The organism is Massilia aerilata (assembly GCF_042656905.1).
In the GTDB taxonomy this organism is placed as follows: Bacteria; Pseudomonadota; Gammaproteobacteria; order Burkholderiales; family Burkholderiaceae_D; genus Telluria; species Telluria aerilata.
Genome location: NZ_JBHSMZ010000021.1, coordinates 62415 through 88875 on the forward strand (window position 1 = coordinate 62415; position 26461 = coordinate 88875).

Annotated in this window: 20 protein-coding genes and 1 pseudogene; 10 read left to right on the forward strand and 11 right to left on the reverse strand. The window is 66.5% G+C overall.

The window, feature by feature from the left end:
* Positions 1-2 precede the first annotated feature (2 nt).
* Genes ACFPO9_RS22875 through ACFPO9_RS22895 form a run of 5 tightly spaced genes read left to right on the forward strand, consistent with a single transcriptional unit; the run spans position 3 to position 6031 of the window.
* Positions 3-890, forward strand: coding sequence for a DUF58 domain-containing protein (locus ACFPO9_RS22875; RefSeq protein WP_379775418.1), 888 nt, complete (start codon positions 3-5; stop codon positions 888-890).
* Positions 887-1870 (forward strand): BatA domain-containing protein, encoded by a 984-nt coding sequence (locus ACFPO9_RS22880; RefSeq protein WP_379775377.1) that lies wholly within the window; start codon positions 887-889, stop codon positions 1868-1870. The genes ACFPO9_RS22875 and ACFPO9_RS22880 overlap by 4 nt, the downstream gene beginning before the upstream one ends.
* On the forward strand, positions 1854-3836 hold the full coding sequence (locus ACFPO9_RS22885) for a hypothetical protein (protein ID WP_379775380.1): 1983 nt from the start codon (positions 1854-1856) through the stop codon (positions 3834-3836). Before ACFPO9_RS22880 ends, ACFPO9_RS22885 begins: the two co-directional genes overlap by 17 nt.
* On the forward strand, positions 3833-5383 hold the full coding sequence (locus ACFPO9_RS22890; RefSeq protein ID WP_379775382.1) for a hypothetical protein: 1551 nt from the start codon (positions 3833-3835) through the stop codon (positions 5381-5383). Before ACFPO9_RS22885 ends, ACFPO9_RS22890 begins: the two co-directional genes overlap by 4 nt.
* Complete coding sequence (locus tag ACFPO9_RS22895) at positions 5384-6031, forward strand: DUF6928 family protein (RefSeq protein ID WP_379775384.1); 648 nt, start codon at positions 5384-5386, stop codon at positions 6029-6031.
* Here the strand turns inward: ACFPO9_RS22895 and ACFPO9_RS22900 are convergent, their stop codons facing one another.
* Complete coding sequence (locus ACFPO9_RS22900) at positions 6032-8485, reverse strand: TonB-dependent receptor plug domain-containing protein (protein WP_379775386.1); 2454 nt, start codon at positions 8483-8485, stop codon at positions 6032-6034.
* Between the two features lie 196 nt (positions 8486-8681).
* On the opposite strand from ACFPO9_RS22900, the gene ACFPO9_RS22905 reads away from it, so the two are divergent.
* Positions 8682-9665 carry a M48 family metalloprotease gene (locus ACFPO9_RS22905; protein ID WP_379775388.1) on the forward strand — a complete coding sequence of 328 codons (984 nt, stop codon included), beginning with the start codon at positions 8682-8684 and terminating at the stop codon, positions 9663-9665.
* On the opposite strand, the gene ACFPO9_RS22910 is transcribed toward ACFPO9_RS22905, so the two are convergent.
* The 10 genes from ACFPO9_RS22910 to ACFPO9_RS22955 form a co-directional block, all read right to left on the reverse strand.
* Positions 9625-10395, reverse strand: coding sequence for a spermine/spermidine synthase domain-containing protein (locus tag ACFPO9_RS22910; RefSeq protein WP_379775390.1), 771 nt, complete (start codon positions 10393-10395; stop codon positions 9625-9627). The two genes, ACFPO9_RS22905 and ACFPO9_RS22910, sit on opposite strands and share 41 nt — an antisense overlap.
* A 148-nt stretch (positions 10396-10543) precedes the next feature.
* Positions 10544-11887, reverse strand: a complete 1344-nt coding sequence (locus ACFPO9_RS22915; protein WP_379775393.1) for a sensor histidine kinase — start codon at positions 11885-11887, stop codon at positions 10544-10546.
* An 18-nt stretch (positions 11888-11905) separates the two neighbouring features.
* Positions 11906-13240 (reverse strand): sigma-54-dependent transcriptional regulator, encoded by a 1335-nt coding sequence (locus tag ACFPO9_RS22920; protein ID WP_379775395.1) that lies wholly within the window; start codon positions 13238-13240, stop codon positions 11906-11908.
* Positions 13241-13279: 39 nt separating this feature from the next.
* Entirely contained in the window at positions 13280-14512 is a 1233-nt protein-coding gene (locus ACFPO9_RS22925; protein WP_379775397.1) for an ABC transporter permease, read from the reverse strand.
* A gap of 13 nt (positions 14513-14525) precedes the next feature.
* A complete protein-coding gene (locus tag ACFPO9_RS22930; RefSeq protein ID WP_379775399.1) occupies positions 14526-15836 on the reverse strand; it encodes an ABC transporter permease in 1311 nt (436 codons plus the stop codon).
* A 13-nt stretch (positions 15837-15849) separates the two neighbouring features.
* On the reverse strand, positions 15850-16563 hold the full coding sequence (locus ACFPO9_RS22935; protein WP_379775401.1) for an ABC transporter ATP-binding protein: 714 nt from the start codon (positions 16561-16563) through the stop codon (positions 15850-15852).
* Positions 16564-16723: 160 nt separating this feature from the next.
* Positions 16724-17992 (reverse strand): efflux RND transporter periplasmic adaptor subunit, encoded by a 1269-nt coding sequence (locus tag ACFPO9_RS22940; RefSeq protein WP_379775403.1) that lies wholly within the window; start codon positions 17990-17992, stop codon positions 16724-16726.
* Positions 17993-18188: 196 nt separating this feature from the next.
* Positions 18189-19970 carry a YbhB/YbcL family Raf kinase inhibitor-like protein gene (locus tag ACFPO9_RS22945; RefSeq protein WP_379775406.1) on the reverse strand — a complete coding sequence of 594 codons (1782 nt, stop codon included), beginning with the start codon at positions 19968-19970 and terminating at the stop codon, positions 18189-18191.
* 154 nt (positions 19971-20124) lie between these two features.
* Positions 20125-20787, reverse strand: a complete 663-nt coding sequence (locus ACFPO9_RS22950) for a transposase (RefSeq protein ID WP_379775409.1) — start codon at positions 20785-20787, stop codon at positions 20125-20127.
* Positions 20788-20928: 141 nt separating this feature from the next.
* The gene (locus ACFPO9_RS22955) at positions 20929-22773 is read right to left on the reverse strand and encodes a phosphoethanolamine transferase (RefSeq protein ID WP_379775411.1); all 1845 of its coding nucleotides are present in this window, start codon (positions 22771-22773) and stop codon (positions 20929-20931) included.
* Positions 22774-23118: 345 nt separating this feature from the next.
* Here ACFPO9_RS22955 and rpsL point away from each other — a divergent pair, with 345 nt between their 5' ends.
* The 4 genes and pseudogenes from rpsL to ACFPO9_RS22975 all read left to right on the forward strand — a co-directional run.
* Complete coding sequence (rpsL, locus tag ACFPO9_RS22960) at positions 23119-23502, forward strand: 30S ribosomal protein S12 (protein ID WP_036240557.1); 384 nt, start codon at positions 23119-23121, stop codon at positions 23500-23502.
* A 135-nt stretch (positions 23503-23637) separates the two neighbouring features.
* A complete protein-coding gene (rpsG, locus tag ACFPO9_RS22965; RefSeq protein WP_230030090.1) occupies positions 23638-24108 on the forward strand; it encodes a 30S ribosomal protein S7 in 471 nt (156 codons plus the stop codon).
* A gap of 87 nt (positions 24109-24195) precedes the next feature.
* Positions 24196-26301, forward strand: coding sequence for an elongation factor G (gene fusA / locus ACFPO9_RS22970; RefSeq protein WP_379775415.1), 2106 nt, complete (start codon positions 24196-24198; stop codon positions 26299-26301).
* A 93-nt stretch (positions 26302-26394) separates the two neighbouring features.
* A pseudogene (locus ACFPO9_RS22975) lies at positions 26395-26461 on the forward strand (GTP-binding protein); the annotation flags it as partial.

Genomic DNA, 26461 nt, shown 5'->3' on the forward strand with positions numbered 1-26461 from the left:
CCATGCTGGCAAGTGCGGCGCTGGCCGCGCACACGGGAAAACTCGACCTCGCCATCCGCCACGTGCTGGCGGGGCTGGGCCATGGCATCCACGCCGGCCGCGAGCGCGGCGCCGGCGTCGAGTTCTCCGAATACCGGGCCTACGCGCCCGGGGACGAGTGGCGCCGCGTCGACTGGAAGCTGATGGCGCGCGCCGACCGCTACTATGTGCGCGAGGCCGAGCGCGACAGCCACGTGGCCGTGTGGCTGGTGCTGGACGCGACCGCGTCGATGCTGGAGCCGAGCCGCAGCGTCGAGGGCCTGGACAAGCTGGGCATGGCGCGCCTGCTGCTGGGCTGCGTGGGCGCGATCGCGCAGCGCCAGGGCGACGCCTTCGGGCTGCTCGTCTGCCAGGGCGAGCGCGCCCATTTCACGCCGGCCGCGCGCGGGCCGCGCCAGCTGCAGCGCGTGCTGGCCCAGATGGACCGCGTCGACGCCGCCGGCACGCTGCCCGCCGCCGAGGTGCTGCGCGCCAGCCTGCATTTTGCGCGCGCGCCCAGCGTGGTCTGCGTGGCCAGCGATTTTCTCGATTGGCCCTCGCCGCTGTCGGAAGCGATGATGCGCCTGCGCGGCATGCGCCACGACGTGCGCGCCCTGTGCCTGCAGACCGAAGCCGAAATCGCGGCCGATTTCGATGGATCGACCGCCTGGCGCGACCCGGAAGGAGACCGCAAGCTGTTCCGCTTCGGCAGCGAAGCCCGCGCCGAATATACGCGCCAGCGCGACGAGCATTTCACGTTGGCGGCCCGGCAGTGCCGTGCGCATGACATTCCCTGGGTGGCGGCGCCGGTCGAGCGCCCGCCCGCCGAGACCTTGCGCGCATGGTTGCGCACGCAGGGAGGGCGCTCATGAACAGTTTGTGGTGGTGGGCATTGCCCGTGCTGATGCTGCCCATCCTGTGGCACCGGCAGAAGCGCGAACAGACCAGGGCCATGCCGCTGGCGACGGCGCGCTTCCTGCCGCGGTCCGAACCCGTGCAATTGCGCGTGTGGCGTTGGAGCGATCTGTTCCTGCTCCTGTTGCGCTGCCTGCTGCTGGCGGCCCTGATCGCGCTGCTGGCCGATCCCGTGCTGCCCTGGCGCGGCCACAGCGTGCTGGTCGTGCCCGGCGCCGACCCTGCCTTCGTCGACAAGCAGGTGCGCGAGGCTCATCTGACGGAAGCCCGCCGCATCGAATTGCCTGGCCGCGATGCCTACCGCTGGCTGCATGAGCACGAACGCGAATTCGAGCCGCACGCGCGCCTGCTGCTGGCCGGCGACGTGGCGATGCCGGCTGTCTTGCCGCACCTGCGCCATGCCGTGATCGTGCGTTCCCAGGCGGCGTCGCCTGCGCCGGTCGAGCGGCACGTGAGCGTGTTCAGCCGCCGCGCGGACGCATGGCGCAAGCTGTTCGACGCGCTCGACGGTCCGCAGCGCACTGTGTTCGACGAGCAGGCCAATGCGAAGACCGGGCTGGTGATCTGGGACTTGCCCGAAGCGCCGCCGGCAAGCCTGCGCGCGCCGCTGTGGTGGGTGGCCGACGCCACCGGCTTCCCGGAACTGGACAAGGCGCCGCAGGTCGATGGCATGCGCTACCTGGACAGTGCGCGCGGCCGCCTGTGGCGCGCCGCCTGGCTGCCGCCGCAGGATGCCGCTAGCGCGCGCACCCTGTTCGCAAGCTGGCAGCGCCTGCATCTCGGGCTGCGGCCCTATACCGCGCCGGCGCAGGCGCCGGTCGTCGATGCGCGCGCGCCGGCGGGACCGGATGGCGGCGCCCTGCGCGAGGCCTTATCCATCGCGCTCCTGGTCCTGTTTGCGCTGGAAAGGATGGTGACCCATGTCCGCCGGCGCTGACATTTTCGTCCGGCTGTGGCGGGCCGCACTGCGGCGCCGCGCCGGCCTGTGGCTCATCGGCGCCTTGCCCTGGCTGCTGCTGCGTTCCGGTCCCGGCCTGCTGGCCTGGTCGGCGTTCTGCGCCTGGGACGGCTTGCGCCTGAAGCAGCGCGTGGAGCGGCATTGGACCGCCTGGCTGGACGGCGCCGTGCCGGAAATGGAAGACAGCGCGGCGCTGCTGCTTCAGGCCGAATCCCCGGTGGCGCAGCTGCAGCGGCAGCGCCTGCTGGAGCGTATCGATGCCAGCCTGACGGCGCCGCGCGTGCGTGCGATCGTGCGCGTGCGCGTGCGCATGGGGCTGCCCTGGCTGGCGGGGAACCTGGCGCTGGCGGCGCTGGCCTGGGGCGCGGCGCTGCTGCCGCATGGCGCACAGCCGCGCGCCGCCGGTGTGCCGGGCGCGAAAGCCGCCAGGGTCGCCGTCGCCGCCGAGCTGACCGTCAAGCTCACGCCGCCGCGCTACACGGGCGTCGCGGAGTCGGTGTCCGCGCCGCGGGACCTGACGGCGCCGGAACAGACGGTGGTCGAGTGGTGCCTGAAGCATCCGGCCGGCGCCGCCGAGACGCTCGAACTGAGCGACGGCCGGCAGCTCCGCGCCGGCGCCGACTGCGCGCGCTGGACCGCCACCGAATCGATCTTCTGGCGCTGGCGCGGCGCCCGCTACACGCTGAAGGTGCTGCCGGACAGTGCGCCGGAAATCGTCGTGAGCCAGCCGAACGAGATCATCAAGGAACTGGCGCGCGACGCCACCCAGGCGGCAATGGCGGTCTCGGTGCGCGACGACTACCAGGTCAAACAGGCGACCCTGCACCTGACCCTGGCGCGCGGCAGCGGCGAAAACATCCGCTTCAGCGACCGCGAGCTGCCGATCCCGGCCGGCCGCGACCCGCATCGCCGCGACTGGGCCAGGAACTGGACCCTGGCCGACCTGGGCATGGAGCCGGGCGACGAGCTGTACTTTTTTGTCCGCGCGCTCGATAACGCCGCCAGGCCGCACACGGTGCAGTCGCCGACCTACACCCTGCGCCTGCCGGCCCCGCAGGCGGAGGAAGAGCAGGACGTGTCGGCGCTGCCGGTGATGGTCAAGCCCGAGAGCCTGCGCAGCCAGCGCCAGATCATCATCGACACAGAGCAGCTGATCGCCGACATGCGGGTCAAGAAAATGGATGCCGCTACCGTGCGCGAACGCAGCGAAGGCATCGCCGCCGACCAGGGCGCATTGCGGCGCCGCTACGGCCAGTTCCTGGGCGAGGAATCGACCCTGTTCGGCAAGGACGAGCACGACGACGACCATGGCGGTGCGGGGAATGGCAAGCCGCAGGACGTGTTGCACGAATTCGGCCACGCCCACGACCAGGCGGAGAACGCCACCCTGTTCGACGAGGCCACCAAGAAGGTGCTGCGGCGGGCCCTGTCCGCGATGTGGGACGCCGAGAACGCGCTGCGCGCCATTACCCCGAAGACGGCGCTGCCGCCCGAGCACAAGGCGCTGGACGCGATCAAGGAACTGCAGCAGTCGGAGCGCATCTACCTGCACAAGACGGCCTTCGCGCCGCCGCCGCTGAAGGAGGACAAGCGCATGACCGGCGACATGGCCGGCGCCGCCGGCGGCAAGCGCGAACAGTCGGCGGCGCCGGATTCCGTGCCGGCGCCGCTGCGCGAACTGGTGCAGGCGCTGGCCGGCGACGGTCCGCTGCCCGGCCTGTGGACCCGCACCGCCCACGACTGGGTACGCGAGCGCATCGCTCCAGATGAGCAGCGGCTGGCGGCCCAGCGCGCGATCCAGGACGTGGCCGATGGTTGCCTGGCCTGCCGCCCGGTGCTGCGCGCCTGGCTGCGCGGCGCCGTGCATGAGGCGCCTGTGCTGCTGCAAGCCACGCCGGTGGTCGAGACGCGCTTCGAGCGTGCCGTACGCGGAGGCGTGCAATGAACCTGCTTGCAATCGCCGCCGTTGTTATCGGTGTGCTCAGCGCGGTCGTCTACGGCGCCCGCCGGCGCTGGATCGACGCCGCGCTGGCCGCCGTGGCCGGCCTTGCCCTGGCCGGTGCGGTCGGCAGCTTCGTGCTGCCCGGCGACATGGGCGCCAGCCTGACGCTGGATTCGGAAGAAGCGCCGGCCTCGCTGGACGGCATCCGCAGCATCAAGCTCGTTGGCGACGGCCTGCGCGCCGCGCAGTGGGAAGACCTGCCGGCGCGGCCGCTCGCCTGGACCGCACCGGCCACACCCGCCATCCACGTCGATTTTCCACGCACGGTGGCGCTGGGGCGGATGTTCACTCTGAACGTGCAGCGCTCCTGGAAGGCACCGGGCCGCCTGCAGCTGCTGGCCGAGAACGACGCCGTGCTGGCCGAAGCCAGGGGCGACGGCCTGCTGTCCGTGCAGTGGCTGCCGCCGCTGGCCGAGCGCCTGGTGTTGAAGGCGCGCCTGCTGGATGCGAGCGGCAAGCTGGTCGACCAGGGGCCGGTTCCGGTGACCGTGACCGAACCGTCACCGCTGCAGGTGCGCGGCCGCTTCGGCGCGCCGTCCTTCGACCTGCGCACGCTGGACGACCTGCTGGCCGCCAGCAATGCCGTGATCGACTGGCAGGTCGAGCTGGGCAAGAACCTGCGCCGCAGCGAGAGTGCGCGCGCCGAGATGAAGGCGCCGGACCTGGAGATCGTCGACGCCGCCTGGTTCGAACGTTCAGGGGAGGGCGCCAGGCGCGCGCTGCTGGCCCGCGTGGCCGAAGGCGCGCCGCTGCTGGTGCTTGGCGCGAATGCGGGCGACCCCGGCGTCTGGTCGCGCAGCATCGGGCTGCGGCTGGCGCCGCAGCCGGCCGATAAAACGTTCGGCGCCCGTCTGGCGATGGCCTCCGGCGGCCTGAATCCGGCCGCTGCACGCGCCGGCGAATGGCAGGGCGAAGACGGTTTGTGGACCCGCGACTGGCACAAGGGCCGCATCGCCTGGCTGGGCGTGGGCGGCTGGCATCGCCACGCGATCGAGGAACCGCGCGCGCTGGCGCTGTGGTGGCAGGATGTGCTCGATCGCCTGCGCGTACGGCGCGATGAAGACCTGGCCTGGCTGGCGCCGGACGAGCTGCCGTTGCCGAACCAGCGCCTGGAGATCTGCGCACGCGGCGAGGCGCTGGGCAAATCGCCGGCGCTGGCCTTCCCGGCGCTGGCGCTGAATTTGCCGTGGCAGCGCCGGCCCGAGCACGTCGACGCGTCCTGCGTGGCGCTGTGGCCGAAGCAGCCGGGCTGGCTGCAGATGAAGGCGCAGGCGCCCGTTGGCCGCACGCTGGAAAGTGCCGTATATGTGTATGCGGACGGCGACTGGGCCTTATGGCAGCGCGCCCAGCGCCGCGAAGCGACTGCGCGCTATGCCGCCCGCACGCCGGCGCCCGCTGGTGGCGGCGCGGCGCGCAGCCTGCCGTCCTGGCCCTTCGGGCTGGCGTTCGCGCTGGCCATGCTGGGTTTGTGGTGGCGTGAAAGGAGATAAATGATGGGTGCAAAGACCTCGATGCTGGCCATCGCCGACGGCGATCCGGTCGCGATCCTGAAATCGAGCCCGCGGCTGGACCGCGAGGCCTGCCTGGCCACGGTGCGCCGGCTGTTCCCGAACAAGCGCTTCGATCCGCTGCCGGATGGCGACCTGTCGGATACGTATCCGCGCAACGGCCAGCTGTATGTCGCCTGCTTTCCGGGCCTGACCATCCTGGCGCATGCCAGCCTGGTGACCGAGCCGAGTGCGCTGGACCGGCGCTTCCTCGACTTTGCCGCAGGGCGCACCATGATCCACCATCTCATGATCAGCACCGTCGACGGCTTCGCCTACGGCATCTGGGAACGCGGCGAGCTGCGCCGCTCCTTCGTCATCGATGCGGACAGCGGCACCACCGAAGACATCGGGCCACGGCGCCCGTTCGAAGCGCCATTCTGGGCCGGCGAGCATCAGGATGAAGAGGATCCGCCCAATCCGGATTATGCCGGCGGCGCGCCTTTCCACCCGCTGGAGCTGGCCGAAGCGGCGCTGCTGGACCTGTTCGGTTACCAGCTCGAAGGCTTCATCGGACCCGACGAAGTCCGACCCGAGACCATTCCGATGATGCGCTTCGCCCCGGCCAGGCCCTGGTGGAAGTTCTGGTGATCAGAAGGTGTAGTCCGCTTTCGCATACAGCGAACGCCCGTTGATCCCGAACGGGCAGGTCTCCCAGCAGTAGGTGAAGCCCATCTGCGGGAAGGGCGCGGCCTTCACCGGGTCCCAGCGGCTCGGGTAGGTGTCGAACACATTGTTCACGCCGATGCTCACACCTAGCGCCTTGCTGAAGGCGAAGCGGCCGTTCAGGTCGAGCAGCCATTTCGCATCCCAGGTCTGGACGAAGGGCGCCGTAAAGCCCTGGCCGGCCACCTCGCCGTAGTAATTGGCGCGCGCATTCAAATTCCACGGTCCGCTCGTGAAGTCGGCCGCCACCACGTGGTGCCGGCGCGGCTGGCCGCGTTCGATCAGCGTGACCTGGGCGTCGTCGAACAGCTGCACGCCGCTCAGCAATTTCGAGGACGACTTGCGCGCGTCGACGGAGGTAGCGTTGAATCCCAGCTGGCCGGACAGCACCAGGGTGCCGGCCGTTCCCTTCAGGGTTTGCTCTGCGATCAGGTCGAGCCCGCGCGTGGTGGTGCCGATCGCGTTGGTAAAGAACTGCGCCTGGCCCACGCGCAGCGGATCCAGCACCGCCTTGATCGGGCAGGCGGCAGCGGTCGGGCAGGGGCCGCTCTCGGGCGCGATGGTGCTGGAGAAAACGATGCGGTCGGCGATGCGGGTGCGCCAGGCATCGGCGGTGAACGAGAAGCCCGGCGCGGGACGCAGCACCAGGCCCAGGCTGGCGCTGCGCGAAGTCTCGTCCTTCAGCGGTGCGATGCCCAGCGCTTTGGTAACGGGGCTTCCCTCGCGCGCGGTGAGCGTGTCGGTCAGCACGCCGGCCGCGTTCAGGTTGGTCGAGACCGAGCTATAGAACTTCTGCTGCACGCTGGGCGCGCGGAAGCCCGTCGAGGCGCTGGCGCGCAGGCCGAGTTCGCGGCTCGGGTCGTAGCGCAGGGCCAGTTTGCCGGTGGTGGTGCCGCCGAAATCCGAATAGCGCTCGTGCCGCACCGCCGCCGCCAGCGTGAGCGGCAAGCTGAATTGATGCTCGGCGTCGAGGTAGACGGCGCTGTTGTGGCGCGCCTCGTTCACTTCGGTGGCCGGGGTGTAGCCGGGGAAGCCCTGGATGCCGGCCGCCGCGATGTGCCCTAGCTGGTCGAGGATGCGGATCGCCGGATTGTTGGTGCGCCCGTACTGGTAGGAGACCGGATCGCCGGCCACGATCTGGTAGCCGTCGCGCCGGTATTCGAGGCCGGTGGCCAGCTGCAGTTCGGTGCTTCCCAGCGACAGCGGCCCGCGCAGGTCGAGGTTGACGGTGGTCTGGGTGAAGCGCAGGCGGCCGGTGTTGGCGCCGGTCGGCGATTCGTTCCAGTTGGCGCAGCTGCACTTCGGCTCGTACCAGTAGCTGACGTTGATCGAGTTCCGCTCGAAGAAGGCGAGTTCGCTGCGGCCGTGGTTGACGCTGGCGTCCAGCTTCCATGCATCGCCCAGGTCATGGCGGAAACCGGCAGCCAGCGAGGCGTCGCGCACCGTGGTCAGGATGTTCGGCAGGAAGCCGTCCGGATAGACCGCGGGGACGTTGCGGCCATCTTCTTTTGGCCGGAAGAAGCCGGCGGCGTCGCCGGTGCGGCGCGAGACGCCGCCGAAGGCATACAGTTCGCCGCTGCCGCCAACCGGCAGCATGGCATTGGTCCACAGGTAGGCATCCCTGGCCAGCGAATCGCCGATGCGCTGGGTGACGCGCGGCGGATTCACGCGCAGGGTGTCGACGCCGGCGCGGTTGGTCTCGCCGCGGCGCCGGCTCTCCACGGCCAGGTTCAGGTAGCCGCCCGAGGACCCGAGCGCGAAGCCGTGGCTTTCGCTGAGGCTGATCGTGTCGCCGTCGCCTTTCGCGGTGGTGCCGCCGGCCACGCTGAACTGGCTGCCCGGCCCCTGCTTGAGCACGATGTTGATCACGCCGGCGATCGCGTCCGATCCGTACTGGGCCGCGGCGCCGTCGCGCAGCACCTCGATGCGCTGGATGGCCGATAGCGGGATCGCGTTGATGTCGGTGCCGGCCGAGCCGCGGCCGATGGTCTGCTGCACGTTCACCAGCGCCTGCTGGTGGCGGCGCTTGCCGTTGACCAGCACCAGCAGCTGGTCCGGGCCGAGGCCGCGCAGGGTGGCCGGGCGGATGATGTCGGTGCCGTCGCTGATGAAGGTGGTGGTGAAGTTGAACGAGGGGTCGAGCTCCTGCAGCACCTTGCCCAGCTCCGGCGTGCCGGCCGACTGCAAATCCTTCTGGTCGATCAGGCCGACCGGGACCACGGTGTCGAGCGCGCTGCGGGCGGTGGTGCGCGAGCCGATCACGACGACGGTGGCCGGGCTGCTTGCGGCGCCGTCGCCGCCGGCTTGCTGGGCTTGTGCGGGAGAGTAGGCGGCCAGGATGGCGGCGGCGAGCACGCTGCGATGTAGATGCTTGGTCATATTCCCCTCTGATGAGTCCGATTGACGACCCATCTTGCTCGTGAGAATACGAAGCGAAATTGACGATCCGCAACTCCATCCCTGTCCTGCGGCAGAACCGTGCGAATCGCACAACAAGGATCATGTCGCCGGGGTGAAAGATGGACTTGAATGTGCCTCTTTCTTCACAACAAGAAGGCGGACGATCACGAACCTGGTGTATCGCAACCAAGAGCGCTTGTTCCGGCTGATGCTGGTGTGGTCCGTGCTGATCTGGGGCGCGCTGCTGGTGATGACTTTCGGCCTTGCCCTGGTCTACCTGCTGTTCGGCTTCCTGTTCTATTGCGTGGCGCAGTCGGCGCTGATTTCCTACATCAAGGGCAATGGCGTGCGCATCACCGAGGAACAGTTCCCCGACCTGAAGCAGCAGATCTCGGCCTGCTGCCGCAAGCTGGGCCTGGAGGAGGAACCGCAGGCCTACCTGATGCAGATGGGCGGCATGCTGAATGCCTTTGCGACCCGCTTCCTCGGGCGCCACTTCCTGGTGCTGTATTCGGACGTGGTGGACGGCCTGGCGGACAATCCGGACGCGCTGAATTTTTATATCGGCCACGAGATCGGACACATCAAGCGCAGGCACCTGAGCTGGTCGACGGTCCTGCTGCCGGCGACGGTGCTGCCGCTGATCGGCCCGGCGTATTCGCGCGCCCGTGAATACACCTGCGACCGTCATGGCCTGGCGGCCTGCGACAATCCGCGCAATGCCGAGCATGGCCTGGCGGTGCTGGCGGCCGGAGGCAAGCGGGCGCGGACCATGAACAACCAGGCCTACGTCGACCAGGCGCGCCACACCGAGGGCTTCTGGATGTCCTTCCACGAACTGGTCGGCGACTATCCCTGGCTGGTCAAGCGCATGGCCGCGGTGCGCGCGCTGGCCGCGGGCCACGAGCTGCGGCAGCCGTCGCGCAACAAGCTGGCAGCGGCGCTGGCGCTGTTCGTGCCGCGCATCGGCATCGGCAGCGGCGCCGCGGCGGTCGTCTCCATCTTCATGGTCGCCGTGATGGCGGCGGTGCTGATCCCGGCGTACAAGCAGTATCAGGTACGCGCCAGGGAGGCGGCCGAGATGCAGGCCATGGTGGGCGCCCTTCAACAGGGCACGGTCACCCCTGGTGATCCCGCATCCACTCCTTCAGGCCATTGACCCAGTTCTTGGCCGGCAGGTTGTAGCGCCGCTTGATCCCGGCGGCGCGTTCGTACAGCAGCGCGAAGTCGATCTGCGGCGCGTTCTTGAAGGCGACGACGACGATGTTGGCGTCGTGGACCTCGGGCAGCCAGACCACGGCGTCGAAGGCCAGCTCCATCGCCTGCAGGTTCTTGTCGTAGTTGATGAAGTCGCCGAACACATTGACGGTCATGACGCCGTTTGTGCCCAGGCAGTCGGCGCAAGCCTGGTAGAACTCGGGCGTATCGAGCACCGGACCGCGCGCTTCCTCGTCGTAGAGGTCGACCTGCAGCACGTCGACGGTATTGTGATTGGCCCGGTCCGTCACGAAGTCGAGGGCATCCATCTCGCGCACGTCCAGGCGCGCATCGTTCGGCGGCAGGCCGAAGTACGCGTGGCAGATCGCGATCACGTTCGGGTTCAGTTCCGCCGCCGCCACCCGCGCTTCCGGGAATTTCTGATAGCAGAATTTGGTGAGCGCGGCGCTGCCCAGGCCCAGCTGCACGATGCGGCGCGGCTGCGGCACGAACAGCATCCACATCATCATCATCTGCACGTATTCGAGCTCTATCGCATCCGGCCGCGCCAGGCGCATCGACCCCTGGACCCAGGAGGTGCCCAGGTGGAGCGAGCGGACGCCTTCGAATTCGGTGATGGTGGCGGGCGGGTGGCCGGGCTGCGAAAAGCGTGGATCGGTTTGTGCTGGCATGTCAGGATTTTACCGCAGGGGTCAGAGGCCGGTTTTCTCGGGTGGGCTCTGACCCCGGAGTTGTTGGCGCCTGCTCATCTAAGGAACGGGCTTTGCGGCTGCACACCGGGGTCAGAGCCCCTTTGAAAGCAACACCGGGCTCTGACCCCTAGGGCCCTACCGGCAGGATCATGGTCACGGCCAGCCCGCTGCCTTCGCGATTGGCCAGGGTGATGCGGCCGCCGTGGGCTTCGGCGATTTCGCGCGCCAGCGCCAGGCCCAGGCCGGTGCCGCTGCGCTTGGTGGAGTAGAAGGGCACCAGGGCGTTGGTCAGCACGGCGTCGTTCATGCCGCTGCCGCGGTCCAGGACGTCGATGCGGATTACTTCCTGCACGCGGCGGATCTGCAGCTCCACGTGATCCGGCCAGGAGCCCGATTCGTGGGCATTCTTGATGAGGTTGAGCAGGGCCTGTTCCATCTGCGCGGTGTCGATCTGGGCCGGTTCGGCCGGCAGCTCGCCGATCACGCGGAAGCTCACCTGGCCGGCCAGGCGCGCCACCAGCGCCTCCCAGGGCACGGCGTCGATGCGCGGCGTCGGCAGCTTGGCGAAGCGCGCGTAGCCGAGAATGAAACTCTCGAGATGGCGCGTGCGCTCGCCGATGGTCTCGAGGATCTGCGGCAGGCGCTCGGTCTGGCCGCGCCGCACCAGCTCCGCGCCGGAATGCGCGAGCGAGGCCAGCGGCGCCAGCGAATTGTTCAGTTCATGGCTGATGACGCGGATGACCTTCTTCCAGGTCTGCACTTCCTGGCGCCGCAGCTCGGTCGTCAATTGGCGCAGCAGCAGCAGTTCGTGCTTGCGGCCGTTCAAACTGAAATTGCGGCGCGCGAGGTGGTAGACCTCTTCCTCCTCGCCTTCGCCGGCGGTGAACAGGCCGTCGCCGCCGCGTCCCAGCGCTTCGATCAGGGCCGGCGCCGCCTGCTCCAGCACCTCGTTCAGCGCATAGCCTTCGAGTTTGCGGCCGCTCGACAGCAGCTGGCGCGCGGCCAGGTTCGCGTACACGATGGTGCGCGGCGCGTTCGCCAGCTCCGCCACCAGCAGCATGGCTACCGGCGTGTTCTGCACCATGGTGTCGAGCAGCAGTTCGCGCTGCACCAGGTCGAGACGCTGTTCGCGCAGCACCTGGCCGAGGGCGTTGTGGGCCTCGATCAGGTCGGACAGTTCGTCGTTCTGGGCCCAGTGCAGGCTGAAGGAAAAGTCGCCGTCGCGATAGCTCGCCACCGTGCCCTCCAAAGCGCGGAACAGCGACAGGATGGGCTGGATCTGCGAGCGGATGGTGATCAGCGCGATCGGCACCACGCACAGCAGGCAGATCCCGAGCACGGCCAGCGGCTGGCCGGGCAGCAGGTGGTCGAGGGCCAGCGCGATCAGGATCCCGACCGCCAGCAGCGTGCCGACCAGGGCCGACCAGCGGGTGACGAGCGAGAGCCTGAAGCGCTTTCCCTTTGAGCTCATGCGAGGCTCACGAAAGACTCATGCGGCGCGCGCGATGCCCAGGCGCTCCATGCGGCGGTACAGGGCCTGGCGCGACAGCCCGAGGTCGGCCGCGGCCTGGGCGATGACGCCGCCCGCCCGCGCCAGCGCCCCTACGATGGCTTCGCGGTCCGGCTCCGCGTCCTGGTGGCTGCCGGCCGGCGCCGGCAGGCCCAGCTCGGCCGGCTTGATGACGTCGCCGCTGGCCAGCAGGCTGGCGCGCGCCATCACGTTCTTCAGCTCGCGCACATTGCCGGGCCAGGTGTGCGCCAGCAGGGCCGCTTCCGCGCTCGGATGCAGGGTCTTGCCGGGCGGTAGAAAACCCTGGGCCAGTGGCAGGATGTCGCCGGGGCGGGACGCCAGCGGCGGCAGCTTCAGCTCGATCACGTTCAGGCGGTAGAACAGGTCTTCGCGGAAGGTGCCGGTACGGATCATGGCCTGCAGGTCGGCATTGGTGGCGCTGATCACGCGCACCCGGACCTGGCGTTCGCGGTTCGAACCGAGCCGCTCGAAGCGTCCGGTCTCGAGCACGCGCAGCAGCTTCATCTGCCCGGCCAGCGGCAGGTTGCCGATCTCGTCGAGGAACAGGGTGCCGCCGTCGGCGGCCTCGAACTTGCCCTCGCGCGCCTTGGAGGCGCCGGTGTAGGCGCCGGCGTCGGCGCCGAACAGTTCGGCCTCGATCAGCTCGGAGGGCAGGGCGCCGCAATTGAGGACCACGAAGGGCCCGTTGCGCACAAGCGAATTGGCCTGGATGATCTCGGCGATGCGCTCCTTGCCGGTGCCGTTCGGCCCCGTGATCAGGACCGGCACGTCGGCGCGCGCCACCTGGCAGGCCAGGGTCAGCACGCGTTCGGTGGCCGGGTCGGCCCAGGTCAGGCCGCGCAGATCGTAGTTCTGTTCCAGCTCGCGGCGCGCGCGGCGTTCGCGCTGCAGGCGCTGGTTGAGGGCGCGGTTGGCCTGGCCCAGTTCGACCAGGTTCGTCACCGTCGCCAGCAGGCGGTCGTCGTTCCAGGGCTTGGACAGGTAGTCCGCCGCGCCGGCCTTGACCAGGTCGACCGCTGCGTCCAGGTGGGTCCAGGCCGTCAGCAGGATCACCGGCAGGTCCGGATGGCGCTTGCGGATCTCGCGGAACAGCGCCACCCCTTCCTCGCCCGAGGTGGTGTCGGCCGTGAAGTTCATGTCCTGGATCACCAGGTCGACCGGCTGGCGCGCCAGCAGCTCGAGGCCTTCCTCGGGCGAGGCCGCGTGCAGCGCCGCGATGTCGTGCAGGGAGAACAGCACGTCGAGGGCGACGCCGACGGCGGCGTTGTCGTCAATGATCAGGACAGTAGGCATGAGCGCTAGCATACCATTGGCTTCACTGGTATCGGCAGCTTAAACGCTGCGGGTCGCGGTAGCCGGCGAAATGCTCGCCGCGCGCCACGCCGGACCATAGGCCGCCAGGATGCCGAGCGCCCAGAACACCACCGCGCCGCCGATCAGGTAACCGGAAGGCAGGCGCGCCATCTCCAGCTTGCTGACCAGGAGGTGGTTCAGCGCGAGGCCCAGGGTCACGCCGCCGAACACGCCGGCGCTGGTGATCATGAAGTTCTCGGCGATGAAGTAGCGCAGGATGTCGATCTTCCTCGCACCGAGCGCGCGGCGCACGCCGATCTGCTTGCGGCGCTGGGTGACCCACAGGCTGGCCATGCCGACGATGCCGGACGAGGTGATGATCAGCAGCAGCAGGCTGACGGTCACCAGCATCCAGGACAGGGCGGCGTCGGCGCGGTACAGCTCCTTGCGGTCCTGGTCGACGGTCTTCAGGCGCAGAATCATCGGGCTGGCCGAGGATTTGCGCAGGGCCGCCTCGGCTTCCTTCATCACGCGGTCGCGCTGGCCGGCTTCGGCGCGGATCGCGTACAGGTTGCCAGGGTTGCCGTACACGCGCGCCGGGATCAGCGACGAATACTCGGAGCGCTCTTCCAGGTTGACGTGGGCGGCCTGCAGGCGCTCGACCACGCCGACCACCTCGACGGCCTGGGCGCCTTCGCCGGTGCCGAAGTACATGGTCTTGCCGACCGCGCGCGCGCCCGGCCACATCTTCTCGGCCAGCGGCTTGGTGATGATCACCTGCTTGGGGTACTCGTTGCTCGTGTTCTCGTTGATGTCGACCAGTTCCTGCGGCTGGAAGTCGCGGCCTTCGACCAGCTTCAGGCCGAAGGTCTTGATCACCGAATCGCCGGAGACGTAGACCGAGGTGCTGGTGGTCTGGCGGGTCTGCTTGCGGTCGACGGCGACGCTGTTGTTGCTGCCGCTGCGCGACAGCGGCATCTGCGACACGTTCGCCACCGAGGCCACGCCCGGCACCGCGCGCAGGATGTCGGCTTCGCGCTTCATGCTGGCCAGCTGCTGCTCGGCGCTGTCGCTGTTCAGGGTGCGGGCGATGATGTAGAAGGTCGCGTTTTCGTCGGACAGGCCGGACGGGCGCGCCATCGCGGCGCGGCGCTCGTTCACGATGTGCATGGCGTTGGTCAGGATCGCCAGGCTCAACGCGACCTGCAGGGCCACCAGGATCGGGCCCGTTTTATTGCGCATCAGCGCGGACAGGATGGGACGGATTTCCATGGATGTCTCCCGATTACTGCGATTTGAGTTGGATGGCCGGCGTCACCTGGCAGGCGCGCCAGGTCGGCAGCAGGCCGGCGAGGACCGCCGCCGACACCGACATCACGAAGGTCAGGCCCAGCATCTGCCAGTCCATGTGGGCGATGTTGGCCATGCCCTTGCTCTGCATGCCGATCAGGGCCAGGGCGCCGAAGGCCAGCACCAGGCCCAGCACGCCGCCGACCAGGCCGACCACGCCGGTCTCGATCAGGAACTGGTGGAAGATCTCGGCGCGCGAGGCGCCCAGTGCGCGGCGCACGCCGATTTCGGAAGCGCGCACCGAGAACTTCGCCAGCAGCAGGCCGACCGTGTTCACCAGGCACAGCACCAGGAAGCCGAAGGCCAGCCAGGCCGACAGCTTGCTGTCGTTGCCCACCACCTTGAGTTTTTCCATCCACTCGTTGACGTCGTACAGCTTGCTTGGCGCGTTGCGCTTCAGGCGGCCCAGCTTGCGCTGCTCGCTGGCGTAGTTGTCGATCCAGTTTTGCAGCTCGGCGCGGTCGCCGGCGGAACGGGTCTCGAACCAGAACTGGATCCAGGTGCACTCCGAGGTCAGCAGGCTGGCGAAGCCGGGGTCGCGGTTGGCGTTGCAGCTCATGCTGCCGGCGTGCTGGGTCTCGTGGCGGATCGCGGTCGAGAAGGGAATGAAGAATTCCTCCGGCGTGCCGAAGCGGCTGCCGCCGATCAGCTTGTAGTAGCGCGGCAGCGGCGCCCAGGTGTCGGTCACCCCGACGATGGTGAAGGGGAAGCCCATCACCATCAGGCGCTGGCCGACCGGGTTGGTATCGCCATACAGCTTTTCGGCGGTCTCGCGGCCGAGCACGACGACGTCGGCGCCCTTGGCGTCGTCGCCCTCGGTCCAGGCCTGGCCGTGCAGGAAGGGCACGTTGAACATGGCGAAGAAGTCGCGCGTCGGCGCCAGGCCGGTGGCCTGGAAGGCCGGGATGTCCTTGCGCGGCGGCTCGATCGCGGCCGGCACGCCATACATCGCCGTGCGGCGCTCGCCCTGGCCGCTCTTGAGCAGGTTGGCGGCATCCGGATAGCTCATCTGCATGTCGTCCGGGTCGGCGCCCGGCGTGAAATTCTCGACCTGGCCGTTGTCGAACTGCGGCACGAACAGGCGCGCGCTCTTTTCCGGGATCGGGTCGGCCGACATCACGTGCAGGATGGTCAGCGTGGAGACGCTGGCGGCCACGCCGACGGCCAGCGTCAGCACCATCAGGGCCGTCAGCGCCGGGTTGCGGCGCAGGCTGCGCACGCCCAGCTTGAAATAGTAAGCGAACATGGTTCCGCTCTCCTTATGCGCTGACGCTGGCTTTGGTGTCGACCAGGGTCGGGCCGCGGCGCACCAGGTCGGACACCTGGCCGTCGATGATGTGGACGTTGCGCGTGGTGCGCACCGCCAGTTCCGGGTCGTGGGTCACCATCAGGATGGTGGTGCCGGCGGCGTTGATCTCTTCCAGCAGCTCCATCACGCCGCGCGCCATGGCGGTGTCCAGGTTACCCGTCGGTTCGTCGGCCAGCAGCAGCTTGGGGGTGCCGGCCAGCGCGCGCGCGATCGCCACGCGCTGCTGCTGGCCGCCGGACAGCTCGGCCGGGTAATGCTTCATGCGCGAAGCCAGGCCGACCTTGGCCAGCGCGTCCTCGATGCGCTTCTTGCGCTCGGCCGCGTTGAAGCCGCGGTAGCGCAGCGGGACGTCGACGTTGTCGTACAGGTTCAGGTCGGGGATCAGGTTGAAGCCCTGGAAGATGAAGCCTAGCTTCTCGTTGCGCAGGCGCGAGCGCTGGTTGTCGTCCAGGCCCTTCACGTTCACGCCGTCGAGGATGTATTCGCCCGACGTGAACTCTTCCAGCAGGCCGGCGATGTTCAGGAAGCTGGTCTTGCCGGAGCCCGAGGGGCCGGTCACGGTGACGAATTCGCCTTCCTTGACTTCGATCTCGAAGCCGCGCAGGGCGTGCGTCTCGATCATGTGGGTGCGGTACACCTTGCTCAGATTGGTCATGCGCAGCATAGGAAATCCTTTCATATATATTTAAAGAGTCTCGAGAAACCGTAGCGAGCGGCCGCAGTTTCGTCCGAGAAGCGCAGCCGTACTTACGGTACGGCCGGTCCGCCGTAGCGGAGCATCGCAAGACGAAAATGCAACGCGCAGTAGGTTTATCGAGGCTCCACTACTGATTGATCGAGACGCGGGTCGCGTTGTTGAATGCATCGGTGCCTGCCACTACCACTTTGTCGCCCTGCTTCAAACCGGAGACGATTTCGACTGCCGAGACGCTGGTCGCACCCATCGTGATCGGGGTGCGGGTGGCGATGCCGTCGCGGACCACGTAGGCGTAGCGGCCGCCGTCCTGCTCGACGAAGGGGCCGCGCGGCAGCATCAGCACGTTCGGCTTTTCCTCGATCAGCAGGCGCGCGGTCACGCGCTGGCTCTGGCGCAGGCCCTTCGGCTGCTCGCCGTCGAAGCGCACGCGCGCCAGCACCATGTTCTTCACCACTTCCGGCGATAGCGCGGACAGCTTGCCGGTCGCGGTGCCGCTCGGCAGCGTGATCTCGGCGTTCATGCCCAGGCCCATGTCGGCCACATAGGTCTCCGGCACCTCGACCTCGATCTCGAGGCGGGACAGGTCGACCAGGGTCATCAGCGGCGCATTCGCGGCCACCACCATGCGGTTCTGCACGTTCAGGGTGCCGATGAAGCCGTCCACCGGGGCGCGCACGGTCAGCTCGTCGACGCGGCGCTGCGCCTCCTGCATCGACAGCTTGGCGCGTTCGAGTTCGTTGATCTTGGTCTTCAGGGCCAGCTGCACGTCGTCGCCTTCCAGCGCGGCGGCCTGCGCGGCATGCTTGGCGCGGATTTCAGCCGATTGCAGCGCGTCCTTGGCCTTCTGGTAGTCGATCTTGGCGATGACGCCGACCTGGGCCACGCTGTCGTAGCGCTCCAGGGTGCGCTGGGCGGAAAGGCGCTCGATCTCGGCGGTGTCGGCTTCCTTCTGCGCCAGCAGCTTCTGCTTGCGCGACAGGATCTGCTGGCGCGCCACCTCGGCCTTCAGGCCTTCGTAGGTCGAGGTTTCGCGCTTCAGCACGTCGGCCAGGTCGGGCGACTCGAGCACGGCCAGCACCTGGTCCTTCTTGACGGTGTCGCCGGCGGCGACCTTGAGGTTGACGGTGGACGAGGCCTTGGCGTACAGGGTCGGGCTGACGGCGGCGACCACGCGGCCGTTGACGGAGGCGTCGCGCACCAGGGTGCCACGGCTGACTTCAGCCACCCGCACGCGCGCGGCGCTGACCGAGGCTTCGCTGCTGCGCCAGCTGGAGAACAGGGCGAAGCACAGGGCGGCTGCGCCGACGGCGCCAGCTATCATCAGGGCGCGGCGCTTGATGGCATGGCCGGCCTTTGGTGCGATGACGGCGTCTTGGTGTGAGGTATCGCGAATCATGGTCGTGAACATTCGGGTGGGGACGCTGCGGTATTTGCAGGATCCGTGCCAGTTCGCTAAGACCTTGATTTGTATGGGATAGGGTGTCCCGGCCGAGCTGTCCGCCGTGTCCGGACGAACCGTGCTACGGACACTGCGGACAGGGTTTGACGTTTTGCTGAGGGGGCTGCTTGCCGCGCGTGAGCGGCAAGCCGAGTTACTTTTGCGGCTTCTGCTTCTGCGCGTAGGTGCCCAGCAGCTCGCCCTTGGCCAGCACATGGCCCTTCATCGCATCGAGCAGCTGGTCGCGCTCGGCCCCCCAAGGCACGTCCAGCGTGGTGTCCAGCGCGTACACCTGGAAGTGGTAGTGGTGCGGCGGGTCGCCCACCGGCGGATGCGGGCCGGTCCAGCCGACCGTGCCGCGCGTGGTGCGGCCCTGCAGCACGCCGTCCGGCTCCGTCAGGCGCGCCTGCTCCTGCAAGCCTTCCTGCAGGCTGGTGATCGAGGCCGGGATGTTCCAGGCCAGCCAGTGCACGAAGGGCAGGGCGGGTTTCGCATCGGGATCTTCCATGATCACGGCGTAGGCCTTCGCGTTCGGCACGGCGGTCCACGATAGCGCCGGCGAGACGCCGTCCGCGTATTCGGAATACCGGGCCGGGATCGCGCCGCCTTTCGCGAAGCTGGACGAGCTGACCGTCAGCTTGCCCTGCGACTGGGTCTGCGGGCGGGCGATCGCGAGCGGTACGCCAGTCCCCTTTTTCGCCTGCTGCTCCATCGGTCCGGCCGGCGCTTTCAGCTCGGCGCTCGCGCGGCCGGCGCTGCCGCCGGTGTAGGCGACGCGGTAGATCACGCCGTTCGCATCGTCGGCCATCAGCAGTGAGCCATCCTTCGCCATCGCCAGCCCGACCGGGCGCGCGATGTGGGTGCGGCCGCCGTCGGTCAGGAAGCCGGTCACGAAGGGCTCGATGGCGCGCGCCTGGCCATTCTGGAAGCGCACGCGCACGATCTCGTAGCCGGACGCCGTCTTGCGGTTCCAGGAGCCGCGCATGGTGACGAAGGCGTCGCCCTGGTACTCGGCCGGGAATCCGGTGCCCTTGTAGAACACCAGCTGCATCGGCGCCGCGTGGGCGGCATAGCCCAGCACCATCGGCGTGCTGTGCGCCTTCCAGTCCGGCTTGGAGATCTGGCCGACCGGCGTGCTTTGCGGGTAGATGCTGCCGGCGGCGTAGACGTGCGGCCAGCCATACATCTTGCCTTGCTCGATCTTGTTGAGTTCTTCCGGCTGTTCTTCGTCGCCGAGGAAGTCGATGCCATGGTCGAAGCCCCACATTTCACCGGTCTGCGGCTGCCAGTCGAAGCCGATGGTGTTGCGCAGGCCGCCGGCGACGATAGTGCGGCTCTTCATGTCCGGCGAAAAGCGCAGGATGGTGGCGTTTTCCTGGTTGGTCTCGTTGCAGGTATTACAGGTGCTGCCGACGCTCATGTACAGCATGCCGTCCGGCCCGAAGGCGATGGTGCGGTTGGCGTGCTGGCCGGCGTCGGGCAGGTCGCCGGCCAGCATCTTGAGCTCGCCGAGGCGGCCGTCGGGCTGGATGTTGGCGACGAACAGCTCCTTGACCGTTACCAGGTAGAGCTTGTTGTCCCTGATCGCCAGGCCGTGGGCGCCGGCGCGGCTGGCGACGATTTCCGGCGCACCGTCGGCGCGGCCGTCGCCGTTGGCGTCGCGCAGCAGCAGGACGTCGCCCTGGTCGCGCCGGCTGAGGTAGACGTCGCCGCTGGGGGCCACCGCGATGATCCGCGCATTTTTGAGGCCGGTGGCGAAGGGTGTCACCGAGAAGCCGGCCGGCGCCTTGATGCCGGCCATGCGCTGCGGCGTGGCCTCGACCTTGTCCGGCTTGAAAATATGGATCGGGTTGCCGGTATCGGTACCGTCGCCCTGCTGGGCCCATGCGGCGCTGGCGGCCAGGCACAGGCATGCCATGCTGATGCTGCGTTTCATCGCGTGCTCGCTTTCGGAAAAGAGTTCGGACTGTCTGGGTAGCCGAAGCATTGTTCCTGAACAGATTGACGTGATCTGTTTGTGAACTCACTGAATTTGATGAATTTATTTGTGACTCAAAATCACAAATGGCTTGCGCAATCTCAAACCGGGGTCAGACCCCGATTTTTGGCAATTTCTCATCGGATAAGTCGCCTAGCGGGCGGTTGCCGTTGCCGGCTTGCCTGAGCTGGTCCAGGATGTCGTTCGATAGGGCTTCATCGAAAAGATGCTGGTATGCGGCCTGGCGCGCCGCGTCATCGCTGCCCAGGCGGGTATAGAGGGAATGCGGCGTCAGCAACTCATCTTGCTGGCCGAAGGCGTTGGCGCGGTAGCTTGACCAGGCATAGTCGGATGGCGCATCCACCATGCAGGCGCGTACCGGGTTGAGCTCGATGTACCGGTGGCAGATCATCAGATAGCGCTCGTCCTGCACGAGACTGGAGCGGAAGCGGCCCTCCCACAGGGTTCCGGTACGGGCATGGCGGCGGTTGAAGTACATGACGTAGCGGGTTCCCAGCCGCTGCATCATCGTGCTGATACCCTCATCGTCGCCCGGTGAAACCAGCAGATGCACATGGTTGGTCATCAGGACATAGGCATGCAGCGCGCAGCGGCAATCGAAGGCGCACTCACGCAGCATCTCGAGGTAGACCAGGTAATCGCTTCGAGAGGCGAAGCAGGGAACACGATTATTGCCCCGCTGGATGACATGTAGAGGAACCGAAGGCAGGGCGAGGCGGCGAGGACGTGGCATGGCGATGCAGGCGATGGTCAAAACCGTGACCCTACAAGGCAGCCGCTGCCTTCCACCCAACCAGCATCAATCGTGCAGAAGAAATTTCCAAAAACCGGGGCCAGACCCCGACTTCAGGAAATTGCCAAAATCCGGGGTCTGACCCCGGTTTGAGCTAACGCATTAGTTGCGCGGCAGCGGCTTGCCCTTGGCGATGACTTCGTGGCATTCGCCCTTGATGGTGGCGTTGTCGTAGTCGGTCCAGCCGTAGCTGTCGACGTAGCGCTTGTGTTGCTTGAAGGCGGGGTTGGCGAAGCTCCATTCGAGGCGCTCGCCGGGGTAGCGGATGTCGGCCAGGTCGAGCAGGGTGTGGAACATGTTTTCGGTGGCCAGTTTGGCTTTCCGGTGGCGCAGCAGCTGGCCGACCTTGTCCGGGTAGCGTTCCTGGTAGGCGTCCGAATACCAGGCGAAGGCCGGGATGTGGAATTCGTATTGCGTGTTGTGGCCGTGGAAGACCTGGCGGCAGCTATTGTCGTACAGGGTCTGGCCGTGGTCGGCCACGTACAGCATCGAGGCCGGCTGCGTCGTCTCCTTCAGCGCGTCGATGATGTGGGCCAGGAACCAGTCGGTGTACAGGATCGAGCTGTCGTAGCTGTTGTTCAGCTTCTCCTTGAGGCGGATGTCGGTGTAGACCGGCTTGTCGACGCCGAACAGCGAGGGCTGCCATTTGTCGAACTGCTGCGGATAGCGGTGGCTGTAGTTCCAGTGGCTGCCCAGGGTGTGCAGCACCAGCAGCTTCTTCGGCGCCGGGTCGGCCAGCGCGTGTTTTAGCGGGCCGAACAGCACCTCGTCGTAGCTCGAGTTGTCCGTGAAACCGCCCAGGTTCAGGAAATCGACCACGTCCGCTTCCTTGGCGAACACGGACACCGGCGTGTCGAACTTGCCGAAGGAGATCTGGTTCGACAGCCAGAAGGTCTTGAAGCCGGCTTCCTTGAACGCGGTCAGGAAGGACTTTTCCGAGAAACCGTCCTTCAGGCTCTCGATCGCCGGCTTGCGCGAGATGATCACCGGCACCGACAGGCGGGTCGCCGACACCGAAGTGATCACGTCCGGCAGCACCACCATGTTCGTTTCCTGCGCCAGCTGCGGATTGGTCTCGCGCGCATAGCCGTTCAGGCTCCAGCGGTCGTAGCGCGAGGATTCGCCGATCACCATCACCACCACCTGCGGCTCGTCCGCCGGCCGCGCCGCACGCGCGCCGAAGTGGAAGGAAGCGCTGCGCCGGTTCAGGTCGGCCAGGTAGACCCGCTCTTTATAGAAGTCGATGCCGCGCGCCATCAGGCCGAAGGGCCAGGACTGGGCGAAGGCTTGCAGGTCGAGCGGCAGCCTGGCCCAGTGCGCGAGCGGCGGCAGGCGGTGGGCCGGCGGCAAGCTGCCGGGGCGCGGCGCGGCGGTGATTTCGGCCACGCTGTTTTTCGCCGACGCCGACGCGGATGAGGTCGGCCCCGCCGCGGCAGGCAAGGGCGGCGGCGCGATGCCGAAGCTGCAGCCGTAGAAGAACACCGCCACGCCAAGGCCGAGCACGCCGAGCACGACCCAGCGCGAGACGTCGTCCCAGTCGAGGTCGCGGGTGCGCCAGGCGGCGATCCAGCTGCTGATGAACCAGGCCAGCATGCCGGCGAACACCGCGATCATCAGCCAGACTTTGCTGCCCAGGAATTCCAGCGCCTCGGCCGGGCTGGTCTCGAAAACGATGCCGAGATGGTGGGTCGAAATGCCCTGGCCGTAGAACGCATATAGATAGAGTTCCATCGGCAGCGCCAGGAAAGCCGGCAGCAGCAGCCAGTGGAACCAGGCCGGACGCTTGAAGACCGCCCAGGCGCCGATCCAGCAGGCGAGTGCGATGCCGGCAAGCTGGCCCGGGTGCGCGACCGGCAGGCCGAACAGCCGCGGCACGAAGGGGATGCACGACAGGACGCAATAACTCAGCAGGACATAGAGGTTGCGCGGACGCAGCAGGAAACGCATCGAAACCAAAGCCAAGGGAAAGAATCAGCCATTATCTCGCCTTTGCCGAGTGGAAACCAGCGTACAATGCCTGTGTCGCAGGTGCGACATTCTCCTGGCTTTTCCGCCATTTTGACCCGCCGCCGGCCTGCCCGGCTTGTCAAGCTGGTTGACCTTGCACCATATCGAGTCTATACTCGCGAGTTCTCGAATTATTCTGCACATCGTATACGCATTGAAGCCGCTCCCGCTGGTGAGTGGCTTTCGTCGCCTGTACAGCGAGCAACTCGGGACTAGGTTTCAGTCCCCGGACAGCAGGACGTCCGGGTCATCAACGTAGTAGCAAATTTTGTTGGATTAAGAACGATGCCAACCATCAATCAACTGATTCGCAAGCCGCGTGAAGCCGCGGTTGTGAAGAGCAAGTCGCCGGCACTGGAAAACTGCCCGCAAAAGCGCGGCGTTTGCACCCGTGTCTACACGACGACCCCGAAGAAGCCGAACTCGGCACTGCGTAAGGTCGCCAAAGTTCGCCTGACCAACGGTTTCGAAGTCATTTCGTACATCGGCGGTGAAGGCCACAACCTGCAAGAGCACAGCGTCGTCCTGATCCGCGGCGGCCGTGTGAAAGACTTGCCGGGTGTGCGTTACCACATGGTCCGCGGCGCACTGGATACCCAGGGCGTGAAAGACCGTAAGCAGGCGCGTTCGAAGTACGGCGCCAAGCGTGCGAAGGCTGCGAAGAAGTAATTTTCGGCTCTCGTCACACCGAGGTCATATTTAACAGATAAGTTGAGCCGGCCGGAAGGCCGAGTAAGTGAAGGGTCATGAGGGCCTTTCGCGAGTGCGGAATAAGCACTCAACTGAAGACAGGAAGGAATTGAAATGCCACGTCGTCGTGAAGTACCCAAGCGCGAGATTCTGCCGGATCCGAAGTTCGGTAACATCGATCTCGCCAAGTTCGTCAACGTTCTGATGCTGTCCGGCAAGAAGTCGGTCGCAGAAAACATCATCTACGGTGCGTTCGACTACATCCAGACCAAATCGGGCAAGGACCCGCTGGAAGTGTTCGCAGCCGCGATCAACAACTGCAAGCCGATGGTCGAGGTGAAATCCCGCCGCGTCGGTGGCGCCAACTACCAGGTGCCAGTGGAAGTTCGTCCGGTTCGCCGTATGGCTCTGTCTATGCGTTGGTTGCGCGAAGCCGCAAACAAGCGTAGCGAGAAATCCATGCCGCAACGTCTGGGTGGTGAACTGATGGAAGCAGCGGAAGGCCGTGGCGGCGCAATGAAGCGTCGCGACGAAGTCCACCGCATGGCTGAAGCGAACAAGGCGTTCTCGCACTTCCGCTTCTAAGCAAAGCAGTATCGTTGTTCAGGCCGGGCGCATTTTGTTTTTCAAAATGTCGCTCGGTTTTGTCCATTCAAAGATTTAGGAAAAATTATGGCACGCAAGACCCCCATTGAGCGCTACCGTAACATCGGTATCTCCGCTCACATCGATGCTGGTAAAACCACCACCACCGAGCGCGTCCTGTTCTACACCGGTGTGAACCACAAGATCGGTGAAGTCCACGACGGCGCAGCAACCATGGACTGGATGGAGCAGGAGCAGGAACGCGGCATTACCATTACCTCGGCAGCGACGACCTGCTTCTGGAAGGGTATGGCCAACAACTTCGAGCCGCACCACATCAACATCATCGACACCCCGGGCCACGTCGACTTCACCATCGAGGTGGAGCGTTCGATGCGCGTCCTGGACGGCGCCTGCATGGTTTACTGTGCAGTCGGCGGCGTGCAGCCGCAGTCGGAAACCGTGTGGCGTCAGGCTAACAAGTACAAAGTCCCGCGTCTGGCCTTCGTCAACAAGATGGACCGTACCGGCGCCAACTTCTTCAAGGTGTACGAGCAGATGCGCGCCCGCCTGAAGGCCAACCCGATTCCGCTGCAGATCCCGATCGGCGCCGAAGAGAACTTCCTCGGCGTGGTCGACCTGGTCAAGATGAAGGCGATCATCTGGGACGACGCGTCCCAGGGCATGAAGTTCGACTACCGCGACATCCCGGCCGAACTGGTGGACACCGCCAACGAATGGCGTGAGAAGCTGGTCGAGACCGCTGCTGAAGCGAGCGAAGACCTGATGAACAAGTACCTGGAAGAAGGCGACCTCTCGGAAGAAGAGATCAAGGCCGCCCTGCGCCAGCGCACCATCGCTTCGGAAATCGTTCCGATGATGTGCGGTACCGCGTTCAAGAACAAGGGCGTGCAGGCCATGCTCGACGCGGTCATCGAGTACCTGCCGTCGCCGGTCGACATTCCGCCGGTCAGCGGTACCGACGAGGACGACCAGCCGGTCACCCGTACCGCATCGGACGACGAGAAATTCTCGGCGCTGGCGTTCAAGATCATGACCGACCCGTTCGTCGGCCAGCTGATCTTCTTCCGCGTCTACTCGGGCATGATCAAGTCGGGCGACACCGTCTACAACCCGGTGAAGAACAAGAAAGAGCGTCTCGGCCGTATTCTGCAGATGCACGCCAACCAGCGTGAAGAGATCAAGGAAGTCCGCGCCGGCGACATCGCCGCCGCTGTCGGCCTGAAGGACGCGACCACCGGCGAAACCCTGTGCGATCCGACCTCGATCATCACCCTGGAAAAGATGGTGTTCCCGGAGCCGGTCATTCAGCAGGCTGTCGAGCCGAAGACCAAGGCCGACCAGGAAAAGATGGGCCTGGCACTGAACCGTCTGGCTCAGGAAGACCCGTCGTTCCGCGTGCGTACCGACGAAGAATCGGGCCAGACCATCATCGGTGGTATGGGCGAGCTGCACCTGGAAATTATCGTCGACCGCATGAAGCGTGAATTCGGCGTGGAAGCGACCGTCGGCAAGCCGCAGGTGGCTTACCGCGAGACCATCCGCAAGGGTGTGTCGGACGTCGAAGGCAAGTTCGTCAAGCAGTCGGGCGGTCGCGGCCAGTACGGTCACGCTGTCCTGACCGTCGAGCCGCAAGAGCCGGGCAAGGGCTTCGAATTCATCGACGCCATCAAGGGCGGTGTCATTCCTCGCGAATACATCCCGGCAGTCGAGAAGGGTGTTCGCGAAACCCTGACCACCGGCGTGCTGGCTGGCTACCCGGTTGTCGACGTCAAAGTGACGCTGACCTTCGGTTCGTACCACGACGTCGACTCGAACGAAAACGCGTTCCGCATGGCAGGTTCGATGGCATTCAAGGAAGGCTGCAAGCGCGCCAACCCGGTCATCCTCGAGCCGATGATGGCAGTTGAAGTGGAAACGCCGGAAGACTACGCCGGTACCGTGATGGGCGACCTGTCGTCCCGCCGCGGTATGGTGCAGGGCATGGACGAAATCCCGGGCGGCGGCGGCAAGATCATCAAGGCCGAAGTCCCGCTGTCGGAAATGTTCGGTTACTCGACCGTGCTGCGTTCGGCAACCCAGGGCCGTGCGACCTACACGATGGAATTCAAGCACTATGCTGAAGCTCCGAAGCACGTGATGGACGCGATCGTGACCGCGAAGTCCAAGTAATAGTCGGTAAAATCTAGTCAGTTGGGGACAGAGCAAAAAGCGGTAATTCTTGCTCTGTCCCACAAAAGAAAATAATCTTAAAGGAAGATCAAAATGGCAAAAGGTAAATTCGAACGGACCAAGCCGCACGTCAACGTCGGCACCATTGGTCACGTTGACC